Here is a 25,059-nt window from a genome sequence, read left to right as displayed (position 1 = left end):
ATGCGCCGTGAATTAATAGATGCTAGCAAGCTTGATCTAAAGGAGAAAGTAGTTGCTATCAACCGTGTTGTTAAGGTTGTTAAAGGTGGTAGAAACTTTAGATTTAGTGCGCTTGTAGTAGTTGGAGATGAAAATGGTTATGTGGGCATTGGAACTGGTAAAGCACAAGAAGTTCCAAGTGCAATCAGAAAAGCAATAGATAATGCCAAAAAACATCTAATAAAAGTTCCGAGAGTTGGAACTTCAATACCACATAAAATTAACGGACGTTATGGTGCCGGTAATGTATTATTAATGCCAGCTAGCGAAGGTACAGGTGTTATCGCAGGAGGTCCTGTACGTGCGGTATTAGAACTTGCTGGAATTAAGGACGTTAGAGCTAAGTCTATAGGTACTAACAATTCAAGAAACATGGTAAATGCTACTATGAATGGATTAATGAATCTGAAAACAGTTGAAGATGTAGCCAAACTTCGAGGAAAAACTGTTGAAGAAATATTAGGTTAGGGGGGTGGACACCTTGGCTAACAAACTTAAAATCACTTTGGTAAAAAGTACAATAGGTACAAAACCGTCTCATAGAAAAACTATTGAAGCACTAGGACTTAGAAAGATTAGACAGACAGTAGAAAAACAAGATAATCCTCAAATGAGAGGTATGATTCATAAAGTTAGTCATTTAGTAGAGGTAGAAGAAATATAGCAAAGGAGGTGCGCTTATGAAGCTTCATGAGTTAAAACCTAATAAAGGTACAGTGAAAAACAGAAAAAGATTAGGTAGAGGTACTGCTACTGGACAAGGTAAAACTGCAGGACGTGGACAAGATGGACAGAATTCACGTTCAGGTGGTGGTACAAGACCTGGTTTTGAAGGTGGACAGATGCCTTTATATAGAAGAATTCCTAAAAGAGGTTTTTCAAATTACCCATTTAAGAAACAATGGACAATTGTAAATATTGAAGAATTGAATGCATTTGAAGAAGGAACAGTAATAACTCCAGAATTACTTAAGGAAACAGGAATGATTAAGAAATTTAATGATGGAGTAAAGATACTTGGAGACGGACAACTTGAGAAGAAGCTAACTATAAAAGCTCATAAATTCAGTCAGTCTGCCATAGAAAAGATAGAGGCTGCTGGAGGAAAGGCAGAGGTGATTTAAAGTGCTATCTACCCTAAAAAATGCTTGGAAAATACCAGATTTAAGAAAAAGAATCTTATATACTTTAATGATGTTTGCTATATTCAGACTAGGAGCAAATATACCAGTTCCTGGTATGGATAGGGAAGTTTTAAAAGGAATGTTCACTGACGAAGGTGGACTATTAAGCTTTTTTAACTTTATATCAGGTGGAGCATTTAAACAATTCACTATATTTGCACTAAGTATTACACCATACATTACTTCCTCAATTATTATGAATCTACTAACTATAGCCATCCCAAGTCTTGAAGCTTTAGCTAAGGAAGGCGAAGAAGGTAGAAAGAAAATAGCTCAATATACTAGATATGGAACAGTAGTATTAGCTGTTATTCAAGCTATAGGTATTAGTGTTGGTTTATTTAGAAGAGCTTTAATATCAACTGACTTTTGGGCTGTTTCGGTAGTTGTTATCACATTAACTGCAGGTACAGCATTCCTAATGTGGTTAGGAGAGCAAATTACTGAAAAGGGAATAGGCAATGGTATTTCCTTAATAATCTTTGCTGGTATAGTATCTAGATTACCTGCTGGTGGTTATCAAACTATACAAAAAGTATTGAATAAAGAAGCAAACATATTTTCTTTAATACTATTCTGTGTGGTAGCTATAGTAGTTATAGCCGGTGTCATAGCAATTCAACAGGGTACTAGAAAAATTCCTGTACAATACGCTAAAAGAGTTGTTGGAAGGAAAATGTATGGAGGGCATAGCACCCATATACCACTAAAAGTTAATCAAGCTGGTGTTATACCAGTAATATTTGCAATGTCACTTTTACAATTTCCACTTACATTGACTTATTTCTTCCAAGGTGGAGGATTTTCAAGTTTTGTAAATAGATTCTTATCTCCAACTGGGAATCCAGGGATTTGGATATACAATATTCTTTATGCGTTATTAATAATATTCTTTACTTACTTCTATACTGCGGTTACATTTAATCCAGTAGAAGTAGCAAATAATATGAAGCAAAATGGAGGGTTCATACCTGGTATTAGACCTGGTAAACCGACCTCAGAATATTTACAGAAAACTTTAACTAGATTGACTTTAGCTGGTGCAGTATTCTTAGCGATTATTGCAGTATTACCTACATTAGTATTAAACTTTACTGATTTACAAATCAGATTTGGTGGTACGGCACTTCTTATTGCTGTAGGTGTTGCACTAGAAACTATGAAACAAATTGAAGCTCAGATGGTAATGAGACACTATCAAGGTTTCTTAAAATAGAAATACTATGTAGTTAGTTTAATTATATATGGTTATATATTAGATGCATGGGGATTTAATCCCCATTGCTTAAATTAGCTTTAACCGGGAGTTGGTAAAATGAGATTAATATTATTAGGCCCACCTGGAGCTGGTAAAGGAACACAAGCAGCTAAAATAATTAGCAAGTACAATGTACCTCATATATCAACGGGAGATATTTTTAGAAAAAATATCAAAGAAGGTACAGAGCTTGGTAAGAAAGCAAAAGAATATATGGATAAAGGCTTACTAGTTCCTGATGAATTAGTTGTAGCCATAGTAGAAGATAGATTAAAGGAAGCAGATTGCAAAAATGGATTTTTGCTAGATGGATTTCCTAGGACAGTAAATCAAGCTAAGGCCCTTGATGAAGTATTGACTAATATGAATATATCCCTTGATAGGGTAATAAACATTAAAGTTGATAAAGAAAAATTAGTGGAAAGAGCTATAGGAAGAAGAATTTGTAGAGATTGTGGTTTGGCTTATCATATTAAGTTCAATAAATCACAAGATGAAGGCAAATGTGATTCCTGTGGAGGAGAGCTTTATCAAAGAAATGATGATAAAGAAGAAACAGTTTCTAAAAGAATTCAAGTATATCTTAACGAAACTGCACCACTTATAGATTATTATTCTGGTAAAGGAATTATAGAAGATATCGATGGGCAGCAGCATATAGACAAAGTTTTTGAGGAGATAGTGTCAGCCCTTGGGAGCGAAAAATAATGATTATTTTGAAGTCTCAAAGTGAAATTGAAAAAATGCGTAAAGCAGGTAATATAGTAGGAAAAACCCATGAAGAACTTAAGAAACACATAAGACCCGGTATTACTACAAAAGAACTTGATGAAATAGCTGAAGATACTATTCGAAGCCTTGGAGGAATACCTGCTTTCAAAGGATATGGTGGTTTCCCTGCCAGTATATGCACTTCAATAAATGAAGAAGTTGTACATGGAATTCCTGGATTAAAAAAACTTCAAGATGGCGATATTATTAGTATAGATATTGGAGCTATTCTTGATGGCTATCATGGCGATGCGGCCAGAACTCATCCAGTGGGTGAAGCCTCAGATGAAGCACTAAAGCTTATTGAGGTGACAAAAAACAGCTTCTATGAAGGATTAAAGTTTTGCAAAGAAGGATTTCGTTTATCCGACATATCCCATGCTATACAAGGATATGTAGAGGATAACGGCTTTTCAATTGTTAGAGACTACGTTGGACATGGCATAGGAACTAATTTGCACGAAGATCCACAAATACCTAATTATGGACCTGGGGGAAAGGGACCAAGATTACGTAAGGGAATGGCTTTAGCAATAGAGCCCATGGTTAATGTAGGAACCTATAGAGTAAAGACCCTTGCTGACAATTGGACTGTTGTTACATTGGATAGTAAGTTATCTGCTCATTATGAACAATCTGTGATAATAACTGAAGACGAACCTTTAATACTAACAAAGCTGTAATCAAAGATTAAAAGAGGTGTGTATTTTGCAAAGTACTAGGGAAGTTGCTATTGGACAATTAGTTAGGTCAAAGGCAGGAAGAGACAAGGATAGAGTTTTTGTTGTTATCGATATAGTCGATGATCTATATGTACTAATAGCCGACGGAGATCTTAGAAAAGCAGAAAAAGCTAAGAAGAAAAAAATCAAACATTTGGTAAAATACAATATAGTTAGTGAAGAAATTCAAAAGCGAAACAGTTCACATAAAAAAATAAGTAATTTGATGCTTAGACGAGAGATTGAAAAACTGGGACTTCATAAAACCCAGATATAGGAGGTATGATTCCTAATGGCAAAGAAAGAAGCTATTGAAGTTAAGGGAACTGTAGTAGAGGCTCTGCCGAATGCTATGTTTAAAGTTAAGCTTGAAAATGGGCATGAAGTTTTAGCCCATATATCTGGAAAACTTAGAATGAATTTTATAAGAATATTACCTGGTGATATGGTTACCTTGGAACTTTCTCCGTATGACTTAACAAGAGGAAGAATTACTTGGCGCGGCAAGTGATGAAGGAGGGAAATTATGAAAGTAAGACCATCAGTTAAACCAATATGTGAAAAATGTAAAATTATCAAAAGAAAAGGTAGAGTAATGGTAATTTGTGAAAATCCTAAACATAAACAAAAACAAGGTTAATTTCAAAATTACTTGTAGCTTTTTTTAATAAGCTTTAGTATAATATTTGTTTGAGAGTAATATTAGCGGCTGCAAAATTTTATAAATATAGTTAAACAGAAATGTATCTTGATCAAAACAGAAACAGAAATATTGATAAAGTATTTACCTAGGAGGTGTGCAGTGAATGGCGAGGATAGCAGGTATCGACTTACCTAGAGATAAAAGAGCTGAGATTGGATTAACTTATATTTTTGGTATAGGAAAATCAACATCTCAAGAGATCTTAACTAAGGCTGGTATCAATTTTGATACTAGAATTAAAGATTTAACTGAAGAAGAGGTAAGTAAATTAAGACATATCATTGACAATGAATATACGGTTGAAGGTGATTTAAGAAGAGAAGTATCTCTAAATATCAAAAGATTAAAGGAAATAGGATGTTATAGGGGTATTCGCCATAGAAAAGGTCTTCCAGTTAGAGGACAGAGTACAAAAACTAATGCTAGAACACGTAAAGGTCCTAAGAGGGCAGTATCACGTAAAAAGAAGAAATAGAAAGGGAGGGTAAGTAATGGCAGCTAAAAAAGTACGTAAAACACGTAGAAAAAAACGTGAACGTAAAAATATAGAGCGAGGTCAAGCTCATGTCCAGTCAACTTTTAATAATACAATCATCACTATTACTGATATGGCTGGCAATGCTATTTCTTGGTCATCAGCAGGAAACTGCGGTTTTAAAGGTTCAAGAAAATCTACTCCATTTGCAGCACAAATGGCAGGTGAAGTAGCTGCAAAAGCGGCTATGGAACATGGACTAAAAACTGTAGAAGTATATGTAAAAGGGCCTGGTTCTGGAAGAGAAGCAGCTATTAGATCTCTTCAAGCAGCAGGATTAGAAATAAACTTAATCAAGGATGTTACTCCAATACCACATAATGGTTGTAGACCACCAAAGCGTAGAAGAGTATAACTTTAGAGTAGGAGGTGCGTAAGGAAAATGGCTAGATATACAGGACCGTCTTGTAGACTTTGTCGTAGAGAAGGAATGAAATTATATCTTAAAGGTGAAAGATGCTATACTGACAAATGTGCTGTTTCAAGAAGAGGAACTGCACCAGGACAGCATGGAAATAGAAGAACTAAAGTTTCGAACTATGGTCTTCAATTAAGAGAAAAACAAAAAGTTAAGAGATATTATGGGGTTTTAGAAACACAATTTAGAAACTATTACTCTATTGCTGAGAAGCAACCAGGAATTACTGGTGAAAACTTCTTAAGCATACTTGAGACTAGATTAGATAATGTTGTTTATAGACTTGGATTTGCTGCTTCAAGAAAAGAAGCAAGACAATTAGTAAGACATGGACACTTTACACTAAATGGTCACAAGGCTAATATTCCTTCAATACTTGTAAATGTTGGAGATGTTATAGTATTAAAGGAAAAGAGCAATAGTTCAGCTAAGTTTAAAGAAATGAAAGAAAAGGCAGTAACTGTACCTAAGTGGTTAGACGCTGATATTGAGAAGTTAGAAGGTAAAGTAATGGCTATGCCAACAAGAGAAGATATAGAGTTACCTATTGAGGAGCATTTGATTGTCGAGCTATATTCTAGATAATATAAAGATAGATTAATATATTAGAATCAGTTACCCTCATAATAATACTAAATTAAGAGGGGTGAAAATCGTGATTGAGATAGAAAAGCCAAAAATAGAATGTATAGATTTAAATGATGACTTCACGTATGGAAAGTTTGTTGTAGAGCCTTTAGAAAGAGGCTATGGAACTACACTCGGTAATAGTTTAAGAAGAATTCTTTTATCATCTCTTCCGGGTACAGCTGTAAAATGGATTAAAGTAGATGGCGTACTACATGAGTTCTCTACGATATCTGGAGTTAAAGAAGATGTGATTGAAATCATATTAAATTTAAAAAGCCTAGCTGCAAAAATACATTCTGATGAAGATGTAAAGGTAGTTAGAATTAATGCTCAGGGACCAGGTAAGATTACTGCAGGAGACATTAAAGCTGATGCTGACGTAGAGATATTAAATCCAGAGCTTCACATAGCAACTCTAGAAGAGGGTTCTGATTTGAATATGGAATTAGGATTGTCTAAGGGTAGAGGGTATGTGTCAGCGGATAACAATAAGGAAGAAGGCATGCCAATAGGAGTTATACCAGTTGACTCAATATACACTCCAGTAAAGAAAGTGAATTATGCTGTAGAAAATACTAGAGTTGGACAGGTAACTGATTATGATAGGTTAACTTTGGAAGTTTGGACTGATGGAAGCATTCAACCTGATGAAGCTACTTCATTAGGTGCAAAGATTATGAATGAACATTTAAATTTATTCATAACTCTAACTGACCATATTGATGATGTTGAAATAATGGTTGAAAAAGAAGAAGATAAAAAAGAAAAAGTTTTAGAAATGACTATAGAAGAACTAGACCTTTCGGTTCGTTCATACAACTGTTTAAAGCGTGCGGGTATAAATACAGTTGAAGAGTTAACACAAAGAAGTGAAGAAGATATGATGAAGGTTCGAAACCTAGGCAAAAAATCACTAGAAGAAGTTAAGCATAAGCTAGCTGAGCTATCACTTGGCTTAAAACCTAGTGACGAATAGACTAGTGTAAAGGAGGGAAAGTTATGGCTTCATATCGTAAATTAGGACGTCCTACAGATCATAGAAATTTGATGCTTAGAAACCTTGTTACAAGTCTATTAAAGAATGGGCGTATAGAAACTACAGAAACAAGAGCTAAGGAGACTCGTAAGTTAGCAGAAAAAATGATAACACTTGCTAAAAGAGGCGACCTTCACGCAAGACGTCAAGTACTTGCATATATGTTAGACGAGACTGTTGTTAAGAACTTATTTGATGAAGTAGCACCAAAGTATCAAGAGAGAAACGGTGGCTATACAAGAATTCTTAAACTTGGGCCTCGTAGAGGAGACGCTGCTCCAATGGCTATACTAGAGTTAATATAGTAAATTACTAGCATGGGATTAAGTTAAACTTAGTCCCTTTTTCATTGCTTACACTCAATGGGTGTTAAATTAATCTAATATTTTGAAGATGTGATTTTTTTAGTATATACATGTCACATTTTTCAGCTTCACACACAAAAGTTCACTTTTAAAAAGTGGACTTTTTTTTATGTTATAAAATATAAACCCCCATCATATAATCTAAGGGTGGCAATTCAATAGGTCAAATTTACTATTTTATTTATAAAAAATATTTTTTCCGGGAATAAAGAAAAAAGCTTGTACATATACATGGAAAGACTAGAAAAAATGTATAAAAAAATAATCCCTAGTAAATAATTAGAAAAGTAACAGGATAAAGGAAAGAAAGCTATCTACCTAAAAAGTAAAGGGGATGGACTGAATGATAAAGACTATATTAAAGTGGATTAGTAATGTATTATTAGGACTTTTAATTATTATAGTTGTTATTTCTCTTATTTCATCATTTAAAGGTAGGAAAGACCCAGAACATATTCCCTCTGTATTGGGTTTTAAAACCATGCCAGTTTTAACTGGAAGTATGAGACCAGTCCTTGAACCAGGGGATATGATAGTGATTAAACAAATAGACACAAAAAAAGTAAAGACCAATGATGTTATTACCTATTGGATTGGGAATAAGCTAGTAACACATAGGGTTGTTGAGATAGTAAATGGGAATGGAAATACTTCTTTTAGAACTAAAGGAGATGCAAATAATGTTGAAGATGGGAAATTAATTTCCCCAGACAAAATAGTGGGAAGGTTGGCATATAAAATTCCAAAGGGTGGCTATATAACTAATTTTATTAAAAGTGGCAAAGGCTTTGTTCTGTTTTTTATACTTCCTATTGTTCTTCTTTTAGGAGGAGAGATAAAAAAAGTATTATTTGAAGTGACAGCAAAAAAAGAAAAAAATCATTCAGATGATATGGAAGTATAATACTTTATAAAAAATAACATTATGTATATCCAGAAGCATTAGGGGGAAGGAGGAGGACAAATAGACCAAGTTAAAAAAGGAAGTCTATCCATAAGGGATAGGCCTAAACAAGTGTAAATCCATATAAAAATTTTAATCATCAATATTTTATCAAAACAAATTGATTATGGAGGTTGATTTATAATGAAGAAAAAATTGGTTTTGACTCTGCTTGTAATTGGTTTATTGACATTTGGTGTAGGAATGGGTACATATGCATGGTTTTCAGCACAGGTAGATGTTACACAGGGAGAAGAAGTTTTTGAGGTTGGTACTATGGCATTAGAAAAAGTTCAAATGGGCGATACACCTGGGGATATATTTGCAAGAACAAATACACAACCTATGACATTCAGTCAAGCCTGGGGAGAATATTTAAGAGATTTTAGAATAAACAATAGCGGAAGTCTAGAAGTGGATATTAGACCAGTCATTAAAAATGAATTAGTATACAATGGTGCTGAAAAAACACTAGAAGAATTATATGAGCAATATAGGATTTATGTAGCTATAGGAACAAAAGATTCCACTCAGCCTATATTTTCAGATGAAAAAACAGCACTCGATTTCTTGAAATCAAGTGTATCAGAATATGATAACGCATATAATGATGACTTCTATTCTGATCAAGGTGAATTCGTACAATTTTGTTGCTCTATAGATGATCTTCAGGAAAAACTTAAAGCCGCTATCACAGATTTAGATGCAAAAACTTTATCAGAAGATGCTGGTTTGAAAATCAGAATTATGCCTTGGTTAAACTATCTTGCAGATAATGAGTGGCAAGGAGTAGACTTAAAATCAAGTTTTATTTTCCAAGGAAAACAAACAAATGCAACATGGGAAGATACATATCCTGATTCAGCCAACGACTAGAATTTAGGAGCTTAATATTATCAGATGATTTTCATATATAGGGAGATTATATCTATCTATATATGAGGGGCGTGTCTCAGAATGACGAATTCTTTCGTTATTTGAAATTGTATCAACTTGGCACGAATATAAGTACTGGCCAAACCCTTACAATTTCAAAACCCAAAGCTTTATTTATTCTGAAACACCCTAGGGCTGAATTGAAGAGATGATCCTTTGAGACAGCCCCATTTTTCACTTTATAAAATTTAGAAGCACTTAGACTTAAGTGTTTCTAAATTTTATAAGGGGAGGTGTATAAGGAATGAAAACAAATAGTAGAAGAATAATCCTATTTATACTTGTAATAACTATGCTATCTTGCTTGTTACCTAATTTAGGCTGCAATAAAGCATATGCAATGAAAAACAGTAATATAGTTAAGTGGTATATTACAGGTGATGATACAAATGGTTTCACTATTAGGCAAGAAGGAAAAATTAGTCAAGGTATATGGCAGCCAGGGAAAAATAATGGAGCAACTTTGAGGATATATAATCAATCATCAAAGGATATAACCTTAACAAGCCTAGGATTAAACCTAAAAGTTGAACCGACTTCTAAACTGAATACATATGGAAGCTTAATGAAAATTACATTTACAAAGGATCAAAAGAAATGTGTTAAAACCTTTATACAAATGACCACTGAAAATGTTCTAGATACATTGGGAGAAATAAGAATTTCTAAGAATCAAAGTTCAGATTTGTTATATCAAGTAGATATGAATAGTTCAGCAGGAAATGAATTACAGGGGGTAAAGGCGAGGGTAAAATTTTTTGCAAATATAAGCTGTGCTTCATCAGAAAATAATAAAAAGAAAAAACACAAGGTCACAGCTAAGGAAGAGGAAAAATATTGGTACCATGATTGCATAATAGCCTTATTAGATAACAAAATTATTCAGGGCTATCCAAATGGAGAAATGACCATAGATGACTATAGAAATGGCACTGTAGAACCAGCAGCTTATATAGAAGGAGCTATAAGGCCAAATGAAAACATAACAAGGGCTGAAACGGCAGAATTAATTGATAATGCATTGGCTAAGTACCTGACTAATTATGATGAAGTAAAGGATAGTGACTTATCTAAATACTATGTTGATCATAATGACATAAGGGATTGGGTTAAACCACATGTTATGAGAGTAACCGTTAACCACATAATGAAGGGCTATCCACGTACCTTAAATAACAAAGAATATTACTTTAAGCCTAATAAAAATATATCAAGGCAAGAAATGACTGCCGTTTTAGTTAGAGCCTTTGAACTGAAGCTAGAGAATGAAGGTTTTGAACTCACCTTTTATGATAGAGGAGAAATTGCAACATGGGCAGAGGAATATATAAAGACTGCAGTAGAAAACAAAGCCATTAATGGCTATCCCGATAAAAAATTTAAACCAAAGGATAGCATAACTAGGGCAGAAGCATTTACTATAATTTGCAAGCTATTAGGGTATCATGATACCCATTAAAATAGTGATAAAAATATTTGAGGAGGTGAAAAAATTGTGAAGAACAATAAAACCAGTCTAAAAATTTTATTATTACGTATAAGCTGTTGTCTCCTTACTGGTATTCTAATCAGTAGTATTTTCCTTGGTTCTATTAATACAAATTCATGGTTTACTGCAAAAGTAGAATCAAATATTTCCGTAAGTGCCGCTACACAGGATGATATACTACAAACCTTAGAGGTTGTAACAGACGACAATGGAAATGCTACGAAGATAAGGCTTAAAAAGAATCCCAATTTTAAAGGCAATCCCATAATTTACTTTGGGGTAGATGGAGTGGCCGACCAATTCACGGTACATATAGACCCAGTAAAACTTGATACAAATAAGAAGATAGAAACAGATATAGAAGTAAATGCTACCGTGATTCAGTTGGGCGAAATGCCAAGTAGAGTAAATGGAGTATTAAAGGTATATTATTTAAATGGATATATATATAAAGAACTTCCAGTTGAATTTACAAAATGCTATATTTGGTGGAATAGGGTAGGCTGGAAATTTGAGAATGAAGCTCAATATCGAGATAGTATATCAAAATCCATGCTCAGGCTTGCACAAGAAAGAATCTGGGAAGAAGCAATTTGGCAAGATTATAGTGACAAGCCCCTAAGGACATTAACTATTGGTACTCCAGAAACTTTAACAAAAAGTGCAGCACCTACGGAGATGCAAAGTTCATCTACATTACAGGATAAAGGGTTGGAAAAATCAATAGATATAGAAGTGGTTGAAAATCCTGTATCTAAACTAGAGATTACTGATGAGCAAAACAAACTACTAGACGTGGTAGTACCTAAACTGGCTGATTATATAAGTAAACTATATAATACATTAGAGGGTTTAGTTAATAGCTTAAATAACAAGATTGAAGAGATTGCAAGATTAAAGCTTAATATTCAGAATATAGAAGAAGAAAAAGCTAACCTTCAAAAAGATTATGATGAGCTTACAATAGTTAAAGAAGATCTTACCCTAGAAGTTGAAAATCTAACCAGTGAAAATGAAGATTTAAGTGAAGAAAATCAAGAATTAAAGGATGACATTGATAAACTACAAGATAAGAATGGAAACTTAAAAAGTGAAAACTTTGATCTGAGTAGTAAAATTTCTAAGCTAGAAAAGAAAATTAAAGAGCTTAAATTCCATCAGTCATCTGGAGCATCTTCCAATAAAATAGACAATGATAAAGACCAAGGCTCATCTGAGGCTGAGGGCAATGAAGGAGATCAAGGCTCATCTGAGGGCAATGAAGGAGATCAAGGCTCATCTGAGGGCAATGAAGGAGATCAAGGCTCATCCGAGGGCAATGAAGGAGATCAAGGCTCATCCGAGGGCAATGAAGGAGACCAAGGCTCATCCGAGGGCAGTGGAGGAGATCAAGGCTCATCGGGAGATACAGAGGAAAGTAATAATTAGGAGTGCTAAAATCGTAAAGAAAAAAATAAGCTATCCCTTCTATAAAAGAAGGGATAGTTTTTATTTGTGAACCCAATACTATTAACTAAAAACATTGAATAATACCTTCTTTAAATATATAATAGTAGATGTGTAAATATTATTAGTAAGATATTATTAGCGAGGTAATAACATGTCAAACATGATTGAGACTAAAGAATTAGTTTTTGAATATGAGGGTAATGAAGGAGAAAAAACTATAGCTGTAAAAAATCTTTCCCTTAATGTAAAACAAGGAGAGTTTATAGTTATTATTGGACACAATGGTTCTGGTAAATCTACCTTAGCTAAGCTTATGAATGCAATACTTCTACCTAGTGGTGGGAAAGTCTATGTAAACAATATGGATACCTCCAATGAGGATATGGTTTGGAATATTAGGCAAAATGCCGGTATGGTATTTCAAAATCCAGATAATCAGATAGTAGCAACACTAGTGGAAGAGGATGTGGCATTTGGACCTGAAAATCTTGGAATTCAGTCAGAGGATATTAGAAAAAGGGTAGATGTGGCCATGAAATCCGTAGGTATATATGAGCTTAGGAGAAAGCCTCCCCACCTGTTATCTGGAGGTCAGAAGCAAAGAGTAGCCATAGCTGGGGTATTGGCCATGAGACCACAATGTATAATATTTGATGAACCTACGGCAATGCTTGATCCCTCAGGTAGAAAAGAAGTAATGGATGCAATAGAAAAATTAAACAAAGAAGGTATAACTATAATTCATATTACTCACTTCATGGAAGAAGCAGTAAATGCCCATAGAGTAATAGTAATGGATGATGGGAAAATATCATTGGAAGGCACTCCAAGGGAAGTGTTTTCTAAGGTGGACAAGTTAAAGAACATAGGTCTAGATGTTCCACAGGTTACATTATTATCCCACAACCTCAATAAGGAAGGAATAGATATTCCCAGTGATATTTTAACTGTAGATGAGATGGTGAGTAAATTATGTCAATTATTGTAGAAAATCTTATACACGTTTATAATGCCAACAGTCCCTTTGAAACAATAGCACTATCGGATATAAACTTTGCCATTGAAGCAGGTGAATTTGTAGGGTTAATTGGACATACTGGCAGTGGAAAATCAACACTGATACAACACTTAAATGGATTATTGAAACCCACTAAGGGTAAGATTTATATAAACAATCTGGATATAAGTAGTAAAAATGTAAAGCTGGCTGAAATAAGAAAAAAGGTTGGATTAGTTTTTCAATATCCAGAATATCAATTATTTGAAGAAACAGTTTATAAAGAAGTTGCCTTTGGACCATCTAATTTAGGACTATCCGAGGCAGAGATAGATACTAGAGTGAAGGAAGCCCTAAGCTTAGTTGGAATGAAGTTTGAAGAAATAAAGGATAGGTCTCCCTTTGAACTAAGTGGTGGACAAAGGAGACGTATAGCTATAGCAAGTATAATAGCTATGAAGCCCGAGGTTCTTATATTAGATGAACCTACTGCAGGATTAGATCCAAGGGGAAGAGATGGCATTTTAGCAGAAATTAAAGAATTACATTCTAAATATAAGCTAACGGTTATTTTAGTGTCCCATAGCATGGAGGATATTGCTAAGTTAGTAGACAAAATAATAGTTATGGATAAAGGGAAGATAGCTTTACAGGGAACACCACGAGAAGTTTTTAAGGAAGCTCAGAGCCTTGAGAAAATAGGTCTGGGAATTCCTCAGATAACCCATTTAATTAGAAAGTTAAGGGAAAAAGGTATCGATATTAGAGACGATATCTTAACTGTTGAAGAAGCAAAAAATGAAATATTAAACCTAGTGAGGGAAAAGAAAAATGCTTAGAGACATTACATTAGGACAATATTATCCCATGGATTCAATTATTCATAAACTGGACCCAAGATTTAAAATATTAAGCTCATTTGCATATATAGTTGCTTTATTTATGATAAAGGATATAGAGATATATTTAATAATTATAGGCTTTTTAGCCTTGACCATTTTATTATCCAAGGTTCCTTTAAAATTTATCCTAAGGGGATTGAAGCCCATATTACTTATTATAATCCTTACCTTTGGGATCAATATTTTTTTGACTCCAGGAGAAACTTTATATAAGCTAGGGCCTTTAAATATAACTAAAGAAGGTTTTGACATGGCAGTATTTATGGCACTTAGGCTTATATTTCTAATTATAGGAACATCTCTTCTTACCCTCACTACTTCACCTATTGAACTTACTGATGGTATAGAAAGAGTATTGAATCCCTTTAAAAGAATTGGAGTACCAGCCCATGAATTAGCTATGATGATGACAATAGCCCTAAGATTTATCCCTACATTATTAGAGGAAACCGATAAAATCATGAAGGCTCAAATGGCAAGGGGTGCTGATTTTGAAAGTGGAAATATAATAAAAAGGGCAAAGAGCTTGATTCCACTGCTAGTACCTTTATTTATAGGTGCTTTTAAAAGGGCAGATGACCTAGCAATGGCTATGGAGGCCAGATGCTACAGAGGTGGAGAAAATAGAACTAGAATGAAGCAGCTTAGGTTGCACAGTAGAGATTTTGTAAGTATGATAGTATTTTCAGTATTTTTTATTGCAATAATATATACTAGATTTATGTAAGAAGGATTTTATTATAGGAAATATTGACCATCAAAAAAGAAAATATGACAAGGGGACTGACACATCCGACCCACACTCTTTCCAGTGTGGGTGGGTGTCTGTCCCCTTATCACGTTTTCGGAGATTACATTAAAAATTTACTTTTGAAGCCCCTTTGCCATGGGTATTCTCCCCATGGCAAAGGGGAAATCATGACTTTCTTAGTGAACTCCGATAATCAATCATATTTTTTACTACCAATAATAATATGGAATATTGACTATCATATTAGAAAACCTTATTCTATACATAATCCCAGATTATTCATAGAAATTTCAAAACTCTATTTGTAATAATCTGGGATAACACAGATTTTTAAAAGGGTGAAGCCAATGAAAAATATTAAACTTACAATTGCCTATGATGGAACAAACTATAGTGGGTGGCAGAGGCAGACCAATGCTAGAACGGTTCAAGGGCAGATTGAAAGGTCAATTGCAAAGGTTATGAAGAAAGGGATTACCATACATGGTTCAGGTAGAACCGATGCAGGGGTACATGCATTAGGGCAGGTTGCAAGCTTTGAGACCGACTGTAGTATACCAGTGGATAGGATATCTATAGCACTCAATAGCTATTTACCAGATGATATAGCTATAAGAAGAGCAGAGGAAATGCCCAGCAGCTTTCATGCCAGATATTCCGGTAAGAAAAAAAGATATATATATAAGATATACAATGGTAGGATGAGAAATCCTTTATGTGCAAACTATTCATATTTTTATCACAAAAATGTAGATATGGATAAACTTGTAGAAAGCAGTAAATATTTCATAGGGGAGCATGACTTTAAGGGATTCATGTCCCGTGGTAGCAGTATAAAAAACACTATTAGAACAATCTATGACATAGATATACGAAAAGAAGATAAGTTTATCATATTAGAGTATACGGGAAATGGATTTTTATATAATATGGTAAGAATAATAACTGGAACACTACTCGATGTAAATATTGGCAAAATAGATATAAATAAGCTGGAGGAAGTAATACAATCGAAGATAAGAAAAAAAGCGGGACACAAAGCACCAGCCCAAGGATTATATTTAGCTGAGGTTATTTATTGAGCAAATTTCATAATTACTTTCTACAAAAACTATCTACCATATATAGTTTAAAAATCCTCAAAGCCATACCATATACATTATGCAATTGTGCCAAGTAAGAGTTATGAGATTTCTGGTATTAATAAAAAAGAAGAAATATTCCTTGACACACACGGGTACATGTATTAGAATATAAGATGGTTTAAAATAGTCTAAAAAAATCCACTAGCCCCGGATTTTTAAGATAACGTATTAGAATTCGTATTTGTGAGTTAGGAGGGAAATAGATGAAATCATTCGTAGCTAAACCCCACGAAGTAGAAAGAAAATGGTATGTAGTTGATGCTGAAGGTAAGACTTTAGGTAGACTTGCTACACAAGTTGCTACTATATTAAGAGGAAAACATAAGCCGACTTATACACCACATGTTGACACAGGTGATTTCGTAATAATTTTAAATGCAGAAAAGGTTAATTTAACTGGTAAAAAATTAGATCAAAAAATGTACAGATGGCACACTGGATATCCTGGTGGACTTAAGGAAAGAACATACAGAGATATGATAAATAACAAGCCTGAAAAAGTTGTTATGAGTGCTGTAAAAGGTATGCTTCCAAAGAACAGCTTAGGAAGACAAATGCTTAAGAAGTTAAGAGTATATAGAGGATCAGAACACGGGCATCAAGCTCAAAAGCCAGAAGTTCTTGATATATAAGTAATTGCAAGAGGAGGGAAGATCGATGGCTAAAGTACAATATTATGGTACAGGTAGAAGAAAAAAATCTATTGCTAGAGTAAGATTAGTACCTGGTAATGGAAAAGTAACTGTAAACGGTAGAGAATTAGATAATTACTTTGATTATGAAACTTTAAAGAGAGAAGTAACAAGACCTTTAACTATGACAGAAACAGAAGCTAAGTTTGATGTTATTGCTAAGGTTCATGGTGGTGGGTTTACTGGACAGGCAGGAGCCTTAAGACATGGTATATCTAGAGCTTTACTTAAAGCTGATGTAGAGCTTAGACCTATCCTTAAAAAAGCAGGATTCTTAACAAGGGATCCAAGAATGAAGGAAAGAAAGAAATACGGCTTAAAGGCAGCAAGAAGGGCTCCTCAGTTCTCAAAAAGATAGTACACATTTTTATATGTTTATCAAGGCATCGTATCTATATACGGTGCCTTTTGATATTTTTGTAGAGAACTTTATATAAATATAGATAGATGTTCCCTCCATGAAGTTCATTAACTAAAGCGGTCACCGAGAATCCTTTTATGCTCCTCCTACAAATCAATTTTTTAATGGCTACTTTTGTTCCATGAGTGTTATCTGCGGACATTATTGAGATAACTATTTTTCCCATCAAAAGTATTAAAACCCAATTCATATCATATATATATATAAGTTTATTTTTTGAATCTGCCTTATGGTTCATATGAGAGGTGACATAATATGAGGGTTATAATCTTAAAAAGGAAATGGATAATATACTTTGGAATACTATTAGCAGCTATTATAATTGCAACATTATCAATATATAAATTAAGTGGAGTTATCAATGTATCATGTTTGCCTACCTCTAGAAAGGTGATCATAATTGATCCCGGCCATGGGGGCATAGATGGGGGCATGGTAGGAACTGCTACAGGAGTATACGAGAGTAAAGTAAATCTAGATATCTCCCTGAAACTCAGAACATATCTAGAGGAAAGTGGTAGCTTAGTACTGATGACAAGGGATGAGGATATAGGTTTATATACGGATAATGGAACTATTAGAAAGAAGAAGAATGAAGACCTAAGAAATAGAAAAAAGCTTTTTGATGAAAGTAATGCAGACCTAGTAATAAGCATTCATTCAAATAGCTTCCAGCAGTCTAAGTATCATGGAGCCCAATCCTTTTATAATCCAAATTGTGAGGATAGTAAGCAGATAGCTGAACTCATTCAGGAAGAGTTGATAAGAGTATTAGATAATACAAATACAAGAAAAGCAAAGTCAAAAAAGGATGTGTATATATTAAAAAATATAAAAGTTCCTACTGTGATAGTGGAATGTGGATTTCTATCGAATCCAAGGGAAGAAAGATTATTACAAGACCCAGATTATCAAGAAAAAATTGCTTGGAGCATATACGTAGGGATTATAAAATATTTTGATGAATATAATAATAGGTAAAAGGATAATGGGAAGGGTCTAGGCATAAACAGGGTGAAGAAGTTATAAACAAAATGTGGATAACTTGTGGATGAAATTTCATGGACATGGATAAAAGCGAGTCAATATAAGTTATACAGGCTACTATAGTTATCCACAAAATTATCCATAGGGTATTGACCTATGTGATATGGATATGTGGACAATCTGTATATTACATTAATAAGAACTAGTGTTTCGATAAATATAGTATATAATGATAAGCAAGTATACTATATATGAGTAATAAAGTAAAAAATAAAAGGGACAAGACAATTTAACTTGTGGAAAAATCGTCCACAAATAAAAATCATCCACAAAATAAATTCTATGGATGATTTCTAGTAAGTTTTTTATGGTGCATCTTTGCATTATCCGATTTAATAAAGTAACCCTTTACTCCATTTAGTTCCTTGATTAGTGCTTTTTCGCATTTTGGACAATATTCATGATGTTTGGATAGTATTAATGTTCCACATCTCTTACAGCTGATATTCACTGATTCTGCTTCTATTTCTATAAGTCGTCCTTCCTTAATAAATCCTTTAATAATTTGATGGTCAATACCAGTGAATTCTGCGACTTCAAAGGCAGTTGCCATAGGGTATTCCCTTAAATAGTCTCTTATTTTATCAAAAATTTTTTCGTATATTTCGCAACATATCTCACAATAGTCCCGTAGGCTATTATCGGGGATCATTTTCTTACATCTTAAACATTCCTTCATAATTATCCTCCCCTATTCTTTTAATGAAATTATAACATATACCAGATAATATTATTATATAAAAAAATGGTGAATACAACATTAGTGCCTAGGTACTACATAATCTACAATTAAGCTGGTACCGCTTAAAATCAAGCTTTATCATAGTATTCAGAACTATTAATTTATCCTAAAGTTAGATACTTACCTGGACCTTACTTTCCTAAATTATTACCCTAATGGAACATAACCCCCATGGAAGACATATATTATAATTAGCACAATAAATGATAATGGATATCAAAAATAAGGAGTTGAGAAAATGTGTGGAATAGTAGGATGGTTGAATGTCAAGAAGGATATAAGTAATGAAATAGGAATCATTGAACACATGGCAGATAGTCTAAAAAATAGAGGACCAGATAGCTATGGTATATACAAATCACCAAATGCTTTATTTGGACATAGGCGATTGATTGTAGTTGATCCCGACGGCGGTAATCAGCCTATGACAAGAAAACTAGGTGATAGGGAATATACAATAGTTTATAATGGTGAACTATATAACACTGAGGAAATTAGAAATAAGCTTAAGGACAAGGGGCATAAATTTAGATCCTATTCAGATACTGAGGTACTGTTAATGGCATATATAGAATGGGGAGAAAATTGTTTAAAGCATATAAATGGAATCTTTGCTTTTTGTATATGGGATGAGAAGAATAAGAGAGGTTTTTTAGCAAGGGATCAGCTTGGAGTAAAGCCCTTATTCTATACGATGAATGGAGATTCTTTAATATTTGGTTCAGAGATAAAATCAATTTTGAGGCATCCCCAGGTGCGTCCTATAATCGATGAAACCGGTTTACTTGAAATATTTGGACTTGGACCAGCAAGATCATTGGGAAATGCAGTATTTAAGAATATAAGGGAAATACCTCCAGCCCATAGCATTATATTTGATTGTAATGGAATAAAGAAAAGGAATTACTGGGAGCTAAGGGCAGAACCTCATACAGAAGGTTTAGATGATACCATAGACCATGTGAGAGAACTCGTGGTAGATGCTATTAAAAGGCAATTGATATCTGATGTTCCCTTGTGTACCTTTTTATCCGGTGGACTAGATTCCAGTGCAATATCAGCAGTCACAGCAAAGGTATTTAAAGACAAAGGAAAAGAAAAGCTCAACACATTTTCCGTTAATTATGAGGACAACAAGAAATATTTTCTAGCAAATGAATTTCAGCCAAACTCCGATGAGTATTGGATAACAAAGGTAGTAGATCATATAGGAAGTAATCATCATGAGATTATCATAGATAATTCTGAACTTGCTAATACATTGAAAGAAGCGGTTTTAGCCAGGGATATACCTGGTATGGCAGACATTGATTCATCATTATATCTATTTTGTAAAGAAGTAAGAAAAAAAGCAGTAGTTGCTTTATCTGGCGAATGTGCCGACGAAATTTTTGGTGGGTATCCGTGGTTTACAGCTTCGGAGGATACAGAAAGCAAAACATTTCCTTGGTCGAAATCCATAGCCTATAGAAAAAGAATTTTAGGCAAGGACTTAAAGAACTTACCCCTCGAAGAATATGTAAGAGCCAAATATCAAGAGACAATAAACCAAGTTCCAAAGCTTGAAGGGGAATCACCAGAGGATGAAAGAATGAGAGAATTATTTTATTTAAATATCAAATGGTTTATGGTGACATTATTAAACAGAAAAGATCGTATGAGTATGGCAAATAGTCTTGAGGTCAGAGTTCCCTATGCGGATTATAGAATAGTAGAATATGCATATAATATTCCAAAGCATATGAAGTTATGCGATGGCAGAGAGAAGGGTATTCTAAGAAGAGCTTTAAAGGATATACTACCCAATGAAGTAATAAATAGGAAAAAGAGCCCATATCCTAAAACCCATAATCCAAAGTATACTAAAGAGGTACAATATGTAATGACAAATATTTTAAAGGATAAAAGTTCTCCCGTTTTACAATTGATTGACTATAAAGAAGTGGAAGATATAGTAAAAACTGGTGGGAAAACTTTTAAAAAGCCTTGGTTTGGGCAATTGATGACAGGGCCACAATTAATAGCCTATTTAATACAGTTAGATAATTGGATGAGAGAATACAAAGTAGAATTGCTATAAACAAATTTATAAAAATAATGACAAAATTTAAAGGAATTTGAAAATAAATGTAGAATACTACTTTCTGTGAGTAAAATTATGGTATATACATATATTGTAGATGCCTAAAATAATTTATATAATTACTTAATTCAGGAGATTACATGATTTTATTCGTTATGTAATCTCCTTGCAATAATACTAATTTCTTTTTATGGGGAGGAAGCATACATATGTTCAAAAACTTAAAAATATCAAAAAAAATGATATTAGGCTTTACTGTAATCATAATTGCAACGTGTTTTGTTAGTTTATATGCAACTAAGGGGATGCATACGCTACAGGATTTGACGGTTAATATGTATGAAGGCCCGTTTACAGTTACAAATGCTGTAAATGAAGCTGCTATAAACATATTAAAGATAACTAATGAGATGAAGTCCATAGCTTTGGAAGATGCAGTACAGATCCATTTTCATGTTAAAAAGATAGAGCGGTATGATCAAATAGTACATGGGAATTTTAAAATGATTTATGATAACATTCCCAAGGATGAGTCTTCGGGCTATAAAGAAATTGTTGATAAAGCATATAATTCTTATACGGAATGGGAACCAATAAGAAATAAATTTATAGAACTTGCTAAAGCAGATAATAGGGTTGAAGCGTTATTGTTAGAAAAAAGTAAAGGTTCCTATCAAGTGGGTATGATAAATAGCAGTATGAATATGTTGATAGAAAAAGCTGAATTAACAGCAGATGATTTTTATAACAGTGCTATAAGTGATAGTAAGCTTTATATAAATAATATTATTATCACAGTAGTAGTAGTATGCATCATAGCAATTTTGCTTGCCTTATTTATAACCAGAGGAATAACAAAATCAATTAAAAATATAACTAAAAAGATAGATGATATATTATCTAATGAAAACAATGTAATTGATTTAACACAGGATATAGATATGAAGACCAAAGACGAAATAGGACAATTATCAAAGGGGATAAATTGGCTTATAGTTAAGATAAAGGAATTGGTCGATTCTGTGGGAAAGGATGCAACTCTTTTATCTGATTCATCTAATCAGATTTCCATAATAATGGAACAAGCAAATCAAGGTATAGAAAGTATAGCTAGGGAAATAAATGAAATGTCCACTGGTCTTCAAAATAATGCTAGTGCTGTGGATAATTCCGTAAATGGTATTGATGAAATGAATGGAAGCTCCCAAATTATTTCCCATGAGTCGGAAAAGGCTTTCGACAATAGTAAAAGTATATTAGAATCTGCCAAGCTCGGTGGGAAAAACATAGATGAAGTAGTGGAGTCTATAGGTATGGTTAAGGATTCTACCGAAAATACTAATAGGATTATTGGAGAACTAAAAACTTCATCTGGAGAAATAGGAGATATAGTTTTCTTCATAACTGCTATTGCAGAACAAACCAATCTACTTGCCTTAAATGCTGCTATTGAAGCGGCCAGAGCTGGAGAACATGGAAAAGGATTTGCTGTAGTCGCAGATGAAGTTAGAAAATTAGCTGAAGATAGTAAAGAATCTGCTGGGAAGATCAGAATACTAATTAATGAGATTCAAACTAAGGTAGAAAATGCAGACTGTACTATAAAAGAAGGACAAGCCCTTGTTGAGACAACCGTTGAAAAGGGTATAGAAGTAAATAGTCAATTTACAAATATTCTTGGAGCCATAGAAAGTATGACCCAGCAAATTGAAAATATATCTAATTTATCCAAACATCAAAATGATATCTCTTTAAATATGAAAACCGCAATGGATGGAATATCTAAAAATACATTTAATAGTGCAAGTGGAGTACAGCAAATCAATGCAGTTTTAGAAGAACAAATGAGTTCATTAGAGGAAATAGGCGCGAGCATGGAAGAATTAAATAATATGGCCGGCCTTTTAAAGCAACAAACAGATAAATTTAAAGTAGATGAAAATAGTGAATCTAAAACTCTTCAAGTAGCTGAAAGAGATGAATCTATAACTTCAGAGTTAGATGAAAACTATGAACCTACAATCGTAGAAATAGATGAAAATGATGAATATGATAAATATGAAGAACATAAAGAATTAGAGGTAAATGAGAATGATGAGCTTGAAGAATTAGAAATAAATGAAGATGAGTATACTGAAGTTTTAGAGTCAGATGAAAGTGATTGGGCTGAAGCTTTAGAAATAAATGAGAAGGATGGACTTGAAGATTTAGAAGTAGATGAAGATGATGAAAATGATGAAGATGATGAATGTAAAACTTTAGAGTAGGATGATGGAATATGGCTATGTAGCCCTTGCATATAAATATATATGAGGAGGGTTGCGTTTGAAAAATTCTATTCTTTGGATAGCCATATGCTTAATTTGTTTAATAATATTAATAGTTATAGGACGATATGTCTAGATTAAGATGATTCGGGGTAAATAGGATCATCTATCTCTTTTTCATTGAGGACAGTTCTTATCAAAAAAATTCATAAAAAACCTAAGGGCTTAATGCCCTTCAGATTGTTGATAAAGTCAACAAGATGTCAGGCTGTCTAACAATTCGAAGTTTGAGGCGTGCTGAAACCGAGAGGCCGTAGCGTATACGGACATACGTAAGGGTTCTTGGTTTCAGTAACAACGAAGAAATTCGGGTTGTTAGGCAGCCTAAAGGGCTTAATGCCCTTGTTTTTTTATATATTATTCTCTTGAATGATATATAGTATTAGTATGAAAGCATTTTATAACTCCACATGCCAGTCTCCTACCAGCATCACCCGAAGGTTGGCTTCTATAATCATCGGGATTTTCATGAATAATAATAGATTTTCCTAGGGCATCATTGGGCTTGAACTTATCAGTAAAAAAACACATTATTGCTTTTCCCCTATTGGAAAATAACACGGGGAAATCACCGGCATGATTACCATGGGGTTGCTTTGTAGGGTTCCAGTGGCCACCGGCAGCTTTAAATGGCTCTTCCTGTGAACCAATATCACAGTTTCCAAATTCATGAATATGAAAACCGTGGGGACCAATAGGAGGGGTTGTATTTCTTTGAGGAGTATAATTAGGAAGACCAGATATATTTACATATACCATTGTACCACCGATAACTTCTCTAAATACCACTGTACCCTCGATAGTAGGGGCTAGAGGACCGCCGTGAATATATGCAATGGCTATTGGACATCTTGATTTCATTTAGTTCACCTCAAAAGCATTATTTCCTTTTATAATATGTAATTGATGGGGTATATGTTAATGGCTATAAAAAAATTATCAAATTTATTATTTTTCCGTCTTGACAAATTAGCAAACAGAGAGTAAAATAGTACAAGTGATTTGATCTTTGTTTCTCTAGTGAAATTTCTAAAAATATTTTTCGAAAACACTAGACAAAACAAAAAAAGTATGATAATATATATCATGTCGCTGAAAAAAATAAGCTTTGTTCCAGAGTAGCTCAATGGTGGAGCACTCGGCTGTTAACCGATAGGTTGTGAGTTCGAATCTCACCTCTGGAGCCAATAAGCCGGGGTGGCGGAACTGGCAGACGCACAGGACTTAAAATCCTGCGGTCCTTAAAGACCGTACCGGTTCGATTCCGGTCCCCGGCACCATCAAAAATAATATATGTAATTTATCATCGCGGGGTGGAGCAGTTGGTAGCTCGTCGGGCTCATAACCCGGAGGCCGCAGGTTCGAGTCCTGTCCCCGCAACCATTTTGGCCCCTTGGTCAAGCGGTTAAGACACCGCCCTTTCACGGCGGTAACAGGGGTTCGAGTCCCCTAGGGGTCACCAAAACTTGCTGCT

General features: G+C 34.0%; 29 protein-coding genes and 4 tRNA genes. 31 read left to right on the top strand and 2 right to left on the bottom strand.

Annotated features, from left to right (window positions below):
• The 25 genes from rpsE (at window position 1) to cwlD (ending at window position 18,367) form a co-directional block, all read left to right on the top strand.
• Window positions 1-507: a 30S ribosomal protein S5 gene (gene rpsE, locus N4A68_14505; protein ID MCT4565506.1), complete on the top strand. Its 507-nt coding sequence runs from the start codon at window positions 1-3 to the stop codon at window positions 505-507.
• Between the two features lie 13 nt (window positions 508-520).
• Entirely contained in the window at window positions 521-703 is a 183-nt protein-coding gene (rpmD, locus tag N4A68_14500) for a 50S ribosomal protein L30 (protein MCT4565505.1), read from the top strand.
• A 16-nt stretch (window positions 704-719) separates the two neighbouring features.
• Window positions 720-1,163: a 50S ribosomal protein L15 gene (gene rplO / locus N4A68_14495; GenBank protein ID MCT4565504.1), complete on the top strand. Its 444-nt coding sequence runs from the start codon at window positions 720-722 to the stop codon at window positions 1,161-1,163.
• Window position 1,164: 1 nt separating this feature from the next.
• Complete coding sequence (gene secY / locus N4A68_14490; GenBank protein MCT4565503.1) at window positions 1,165-2,439, top strand: preprotein translocase subunit SecY; 1,275 nt, start codon at window positions 1,165-1,167, stop codon at window positions 2,437-2,439.
• 99 nt (window positions 2,440-2,538) lie between these two features.
• Window positions 2,539-3,189, top strand: a complete 651-nt coding sequence (locus N4A68_14485) for an adenylate kinase (GenBank protein ID MCT4565502.1) — start codon at window positions 2,539-2,541, stop codon at window positions 3,187-3,189.
• On the top strand, window positions 3,189-3,935 hold the full coding sequence (gene map / locus N4A68_14480; GenBank protein ID MCT4565501.1) for a type I methionyl aminopeptidase: 747 nt from the start codon (window positions 3,189-3,191) through the stop codon (window positions 3,933-3,935). Before N4A68_14485 ends, map begins: the two co-directional genes overlap by 1 nt.
• Window positions 3,936-3,960: 25 nt before the next feature.
• The gene (locus N4A68_14475; GenBank protein MCT4565500.1) at window positions 3,961-4,251 is read left to right on the top strand and encodes a KOW domain-containing RNA-binding protein; all 291 of its coding nucleotides are present in this window, start codon (window positions 3,961-3,963) and stop codon (window positions 4,249-4,251) included.
• Window positions 4,252-4,266: 15 nt separating this feature from the next.
• Window positions 4,267-4,485, top strand: a complete 219-nt coding sequence (infA, locus tag N4A68_14470; protein ID MCT4565499.1) for a translation initiation factor IF-1 — start codon at window positions 4,267-4,269, stop codon at window positions 4,483-4,485.
• A 15-nt stretch (window positions 4,486-4,500) separates the two neighbouring features.
• A complete protein-coding gene (gene rpmJ / locus N4A68_14465; GenBank protein ID MCT4565498.1) occupies window positions 4,501-4,614 on the top strand; it encodes a 50S ribosomal protein L36 in 114 nt (37 codons plus the stop codon).
• A 166-nt stretch (window positions 4,615-4,780) separates the two neighbouring features.
• On the top strand, window positions 4,781-5,152 hold the full coding sequence (gene rpsM, locus N4A68_14460) for a 30S ribosomal protein S13 (protein ID MCT4565497.1): 372 nt from the start codon (window positions 4,781-4,783) through the stop codon (window positions 5,150-5,152).
• 16 nt (window positions 5,153-5,168) lie between these two features.
• A complete protein-coding gene (rpsK, locus tag N4A68_14455; protein MCT4565496.1) occupies window positions 5,169-5,567 on the top strand; it encodes a 30S ribosomal protein S11 in 399 nt (132 codons plus the stop codon).
• Between the two features lie 27 nt (window positions 5,568-5,594).
• Entirely contained in the window at window positions 5,595-6,215 is a 621-nt protein-coding gene (gene rpsD, locus N4A68_14450) for a 30S ribosomal protein S4 (protein MCT4565495.1), read from the top strand.
• A gap of 70 nt (window positions 6,216-6,285) precedes the next feature.
• Window positions 6,286-7,236, top strand: coding sequence for a DNA-directed RNA polymerase subunit alpha (locus N4A68_14445; protein MCT4565494.1), 951 nt, complete (start codon window positions 6,286-6,288; stop codon window positions 7,234-7,236).
• Window positions 7,237-7,259: 23 nt separating this feature from the next.
• Window positions 7,260-7,601, top strand: a complete 342-nt coding sequence (rplQ, locus tag N4A68_14440) for a 50S ribosomal protein L17 (GenBank protein MCT4565493.1) — start codon at window positions 7,260-7,262, stop codon at window positions 7,599-7,601.
• Between the two features lie 403 nt (window positions 7,602-8,004).
• A complete protein-coding gene (locus N4A68_14435) occupies window positions 8,005-8,565 on the top strand; it encodes a signal peptidase I (GenBank protein ID MCT4565492.1) in 561 nt (186 codons plus the stop codon).
• A gap of 183 nt (window positions 8,566-8,748) precedes the next feature.
• The gene (locus N4A68_14430; protein MCT4565491.1) at window positions 8,749-9,480 is read left to right on the top strand and encodes a CalY family protein; all 732 of its coding nucleotides are present in this window, start codon (window positions 8,749-8,751) and stop codon (window positions 9,478-9,480) included.
• Between the two features lie 304 nt (window positions 9,481-9,784).
• Window positions 9,785-10,999, top strand: a complete 1,215-nt coding sequence (locus tag N4A68_14425; GenBank protein ID MCT4565490.1) for an S-layer homology domain-containing protein — start codon at window positions 9,785-9,787, stop codon at window positions 10,997-10,999.
• A 36-nt stretch (window positions 11,000-11,035) separates the two neighbouring features.
• On the top strand, window positions 11,036-12,457 hold the full coding sequence (locus tag N4A68_14420) for a hypothetical protein (protein MCT4565489.1): 1,422 nt from the start codon (window positions 11,036-11,038) through the stop codon (window positions 12,455-12,457).
• A gap of 172 nt (window positions 12,458-12,629) precedes the next feature.
• Window positions 12,630-13,466: an energy-coupling factor transporter ATPase gene (locus N4A68_14415; protein MCT4565488.1), complete on the top strand. Its 837-nt coding sequence runs from the start codon at window positions 12,630-12,632 to the stop codon at window positions 13,464-13,466.
• On the top strand, window positions 13,451-14,314 hold the full coding sequence (locus N4A68_14410; protein ID MCT4565487.1) for an energy-coupling factor transporter ATPase: 864 nt from the start codon (window positions 13,451-13,453) through the stop codon (window positions 14,312-14,314). The genes N4A68_14415 and N4A68_14410 overlap by 16 nt, the downstream gene beginning before the upstream one ends.
• The gene (locus tag N4A68_14405) at window positions 14,307-15,104 is read left to right on the top strand and encodes an energy-coupling factor transporter transmembrane protein EcfT (protein MCT4565486.1); all 798 of its coding nucleotides are present in this window, start codon (window positions 14,307-14,309) and stop codon (window positions 15,102-15,104) included. Before N4A68_14410 ends, N4A68_14405 begins: the two co-directional genes overlap by 8 nt.
• A gap of 371 nt (window positions 15,105-15,475) precedes the next feature.
• Complete coding sequence (gene truA, locus N4A68_14400; protein MCT4565485.1) at window positions 15,476-16,210, top strand: tRNA pseudouridine(38-40) synthase TruA; 735 nt, start codon at window positions 15,476-15,478, stop codon at window positions 16,208-16,210.
• A 266-nt stretch (window positions 16,211-16,476) separates the two neighbouring features.
• On the top strand, window positions 16,477-16,905 hold the full coding sequence (rplM, locus tag N4A68_14395; protein ID MCT4565484.1) for a 50S ribosomal protein L13: 429 nt from the start codon (window positions 16,477-16,479) through the stop codon (window positions 16,903-16,905).
• A 25-nt stretch (window positions 16,906-16,930) separates the two neighbouring features.
• Window positions 16,931-17,323, top strand: coding sequence for a 30S ribosomal protein S9 (gene rpsI, locus N4A68_14390; protein MCT4565483.1), 393 nt, complete (start codon window positions 16,931-16,933; stop codon window positions 17,321-17,323).
• Window positions 17,324-17,641: 318 nt separating this feature from the next.
• Window positions 17,642-18,367 carry an N-acetylmuramoyl-L-alanine amidase CwlD gene (gene cwlD, locus N4A68_14385; GenBank protein ID MCT4565482.1) on the top strand — a complete coding sequence of 242 codons (726 nt, stop codon included), beginning with the start codon at window positions 17,642-17,644 and terminating at the stop codon, window positions 18,365-18,367.
• Between the two features lie 346 nt (window positions 18,368-18,713).
• Here cwlD and N4A68_14380 read toward each other — a convergent pair whose 3' ends face one another.
• Window positions 18,714-19,112, bottom strand: a complete 399-nt coding sequence (locus N4A68_14380; GenBank protein MCT4565481.1) for a hypothetical protein — start codon at window positions 19,110-19,112, stop codon at window positions 18,714-18,716.
• Between the two features lie 301 nt (window positions 19,113-19,413).
• Between N4A68_14380 and asnB the strand changes: the two genes are divergently transcribed.
• Together asnB and N4A68_14370 are read left to right on the top strand one after the other, a co-directional pair.
• Window positions 19,414-21,255 (top strand): asparagine synthase (glutamine-hydrolyzing), encoded by a 1,842-nt coding sequence (gene asnB, locus N4A68_14375; protein ID MCT4565480.1) that lies wholly within the window; start codon window positions 19,414-19,416, stop codon window positions 21,253-21,255.
• A 212-nt stretch (window positions 21,256-21,467) separates the two neighbouring features.
• On the top strand, window positions 21,468-23,525 hold the full coding sequence (locus tag N4A68_14370) for a methyl-accepting chemotaxis protein (GenBank protein MCT4565479.1): 2,058 nt from the start codon (window positions 21,468-21,470) through the stop codon (window positions 23,523-23,525).
• Between the two features lie 417 nt (window positions 23,526-23,942).
• Here N4A68_14370 and N4A68_14365 read toward each other — a convergent pair whose 3' ends face one another.
• A complete protein-coding gene (locus tag N4A68_14365) occupies window positions 23,943-24,446 on the bottom strand; it encodes a superoxide dismutase family protein (GenBank protein ID MCT4565478.1) in 504 nt (167 codons plus the stop codon).
• 251 nt (window positions 24,447-24,697) lie between these two features.
• On the opposite strand from N4A68_14365, the gene N4A68_14360 reads away from it, so the two are divergent.
• From N4A68_14360 to N4A68_14345, 4 genes are all read left to right on the top strand, one after another.
• A tRNA-Asn gene (locus N4A68_14360) sits at window positions 24,698-24,772 on the top strand.
• 4 nt (window positions 24,773-24,776) lie between these two features.
• A tRNA-Leu gene (locus N4A68_14355) sits at window positions 24,777-24,865 on the top strand.
• A 27-nt stretch (window positions 24,866-24,892) separates the two neighbouring features.
• Window positions 24,893-24,968: transfer RNA gene (locus N4A68_14350), tRNA-Met, on the top strand.
• A gap of 4 nt (window positions 24,969-24,972) precedes the next feature.
• Window positions 24,973-25,047, top strand: a tRNA-Glu gene (locus tag N4A68_14345).
• Window positions 25,048-25,059 lie beyond the last annotated feature (12 nt).

Source organism: Maledivibacter sp. (assembly GCA_025210375.1).
GTDB lineage: Bacteria > Bacillota > Clostridia > Peptostreptococcales > Caminicellaceae > JAOASB01.
Note: the sequence above shows the minus strand (reverse complement) of the source record. Positions and strands in the feature narration are given on the sequence as shown.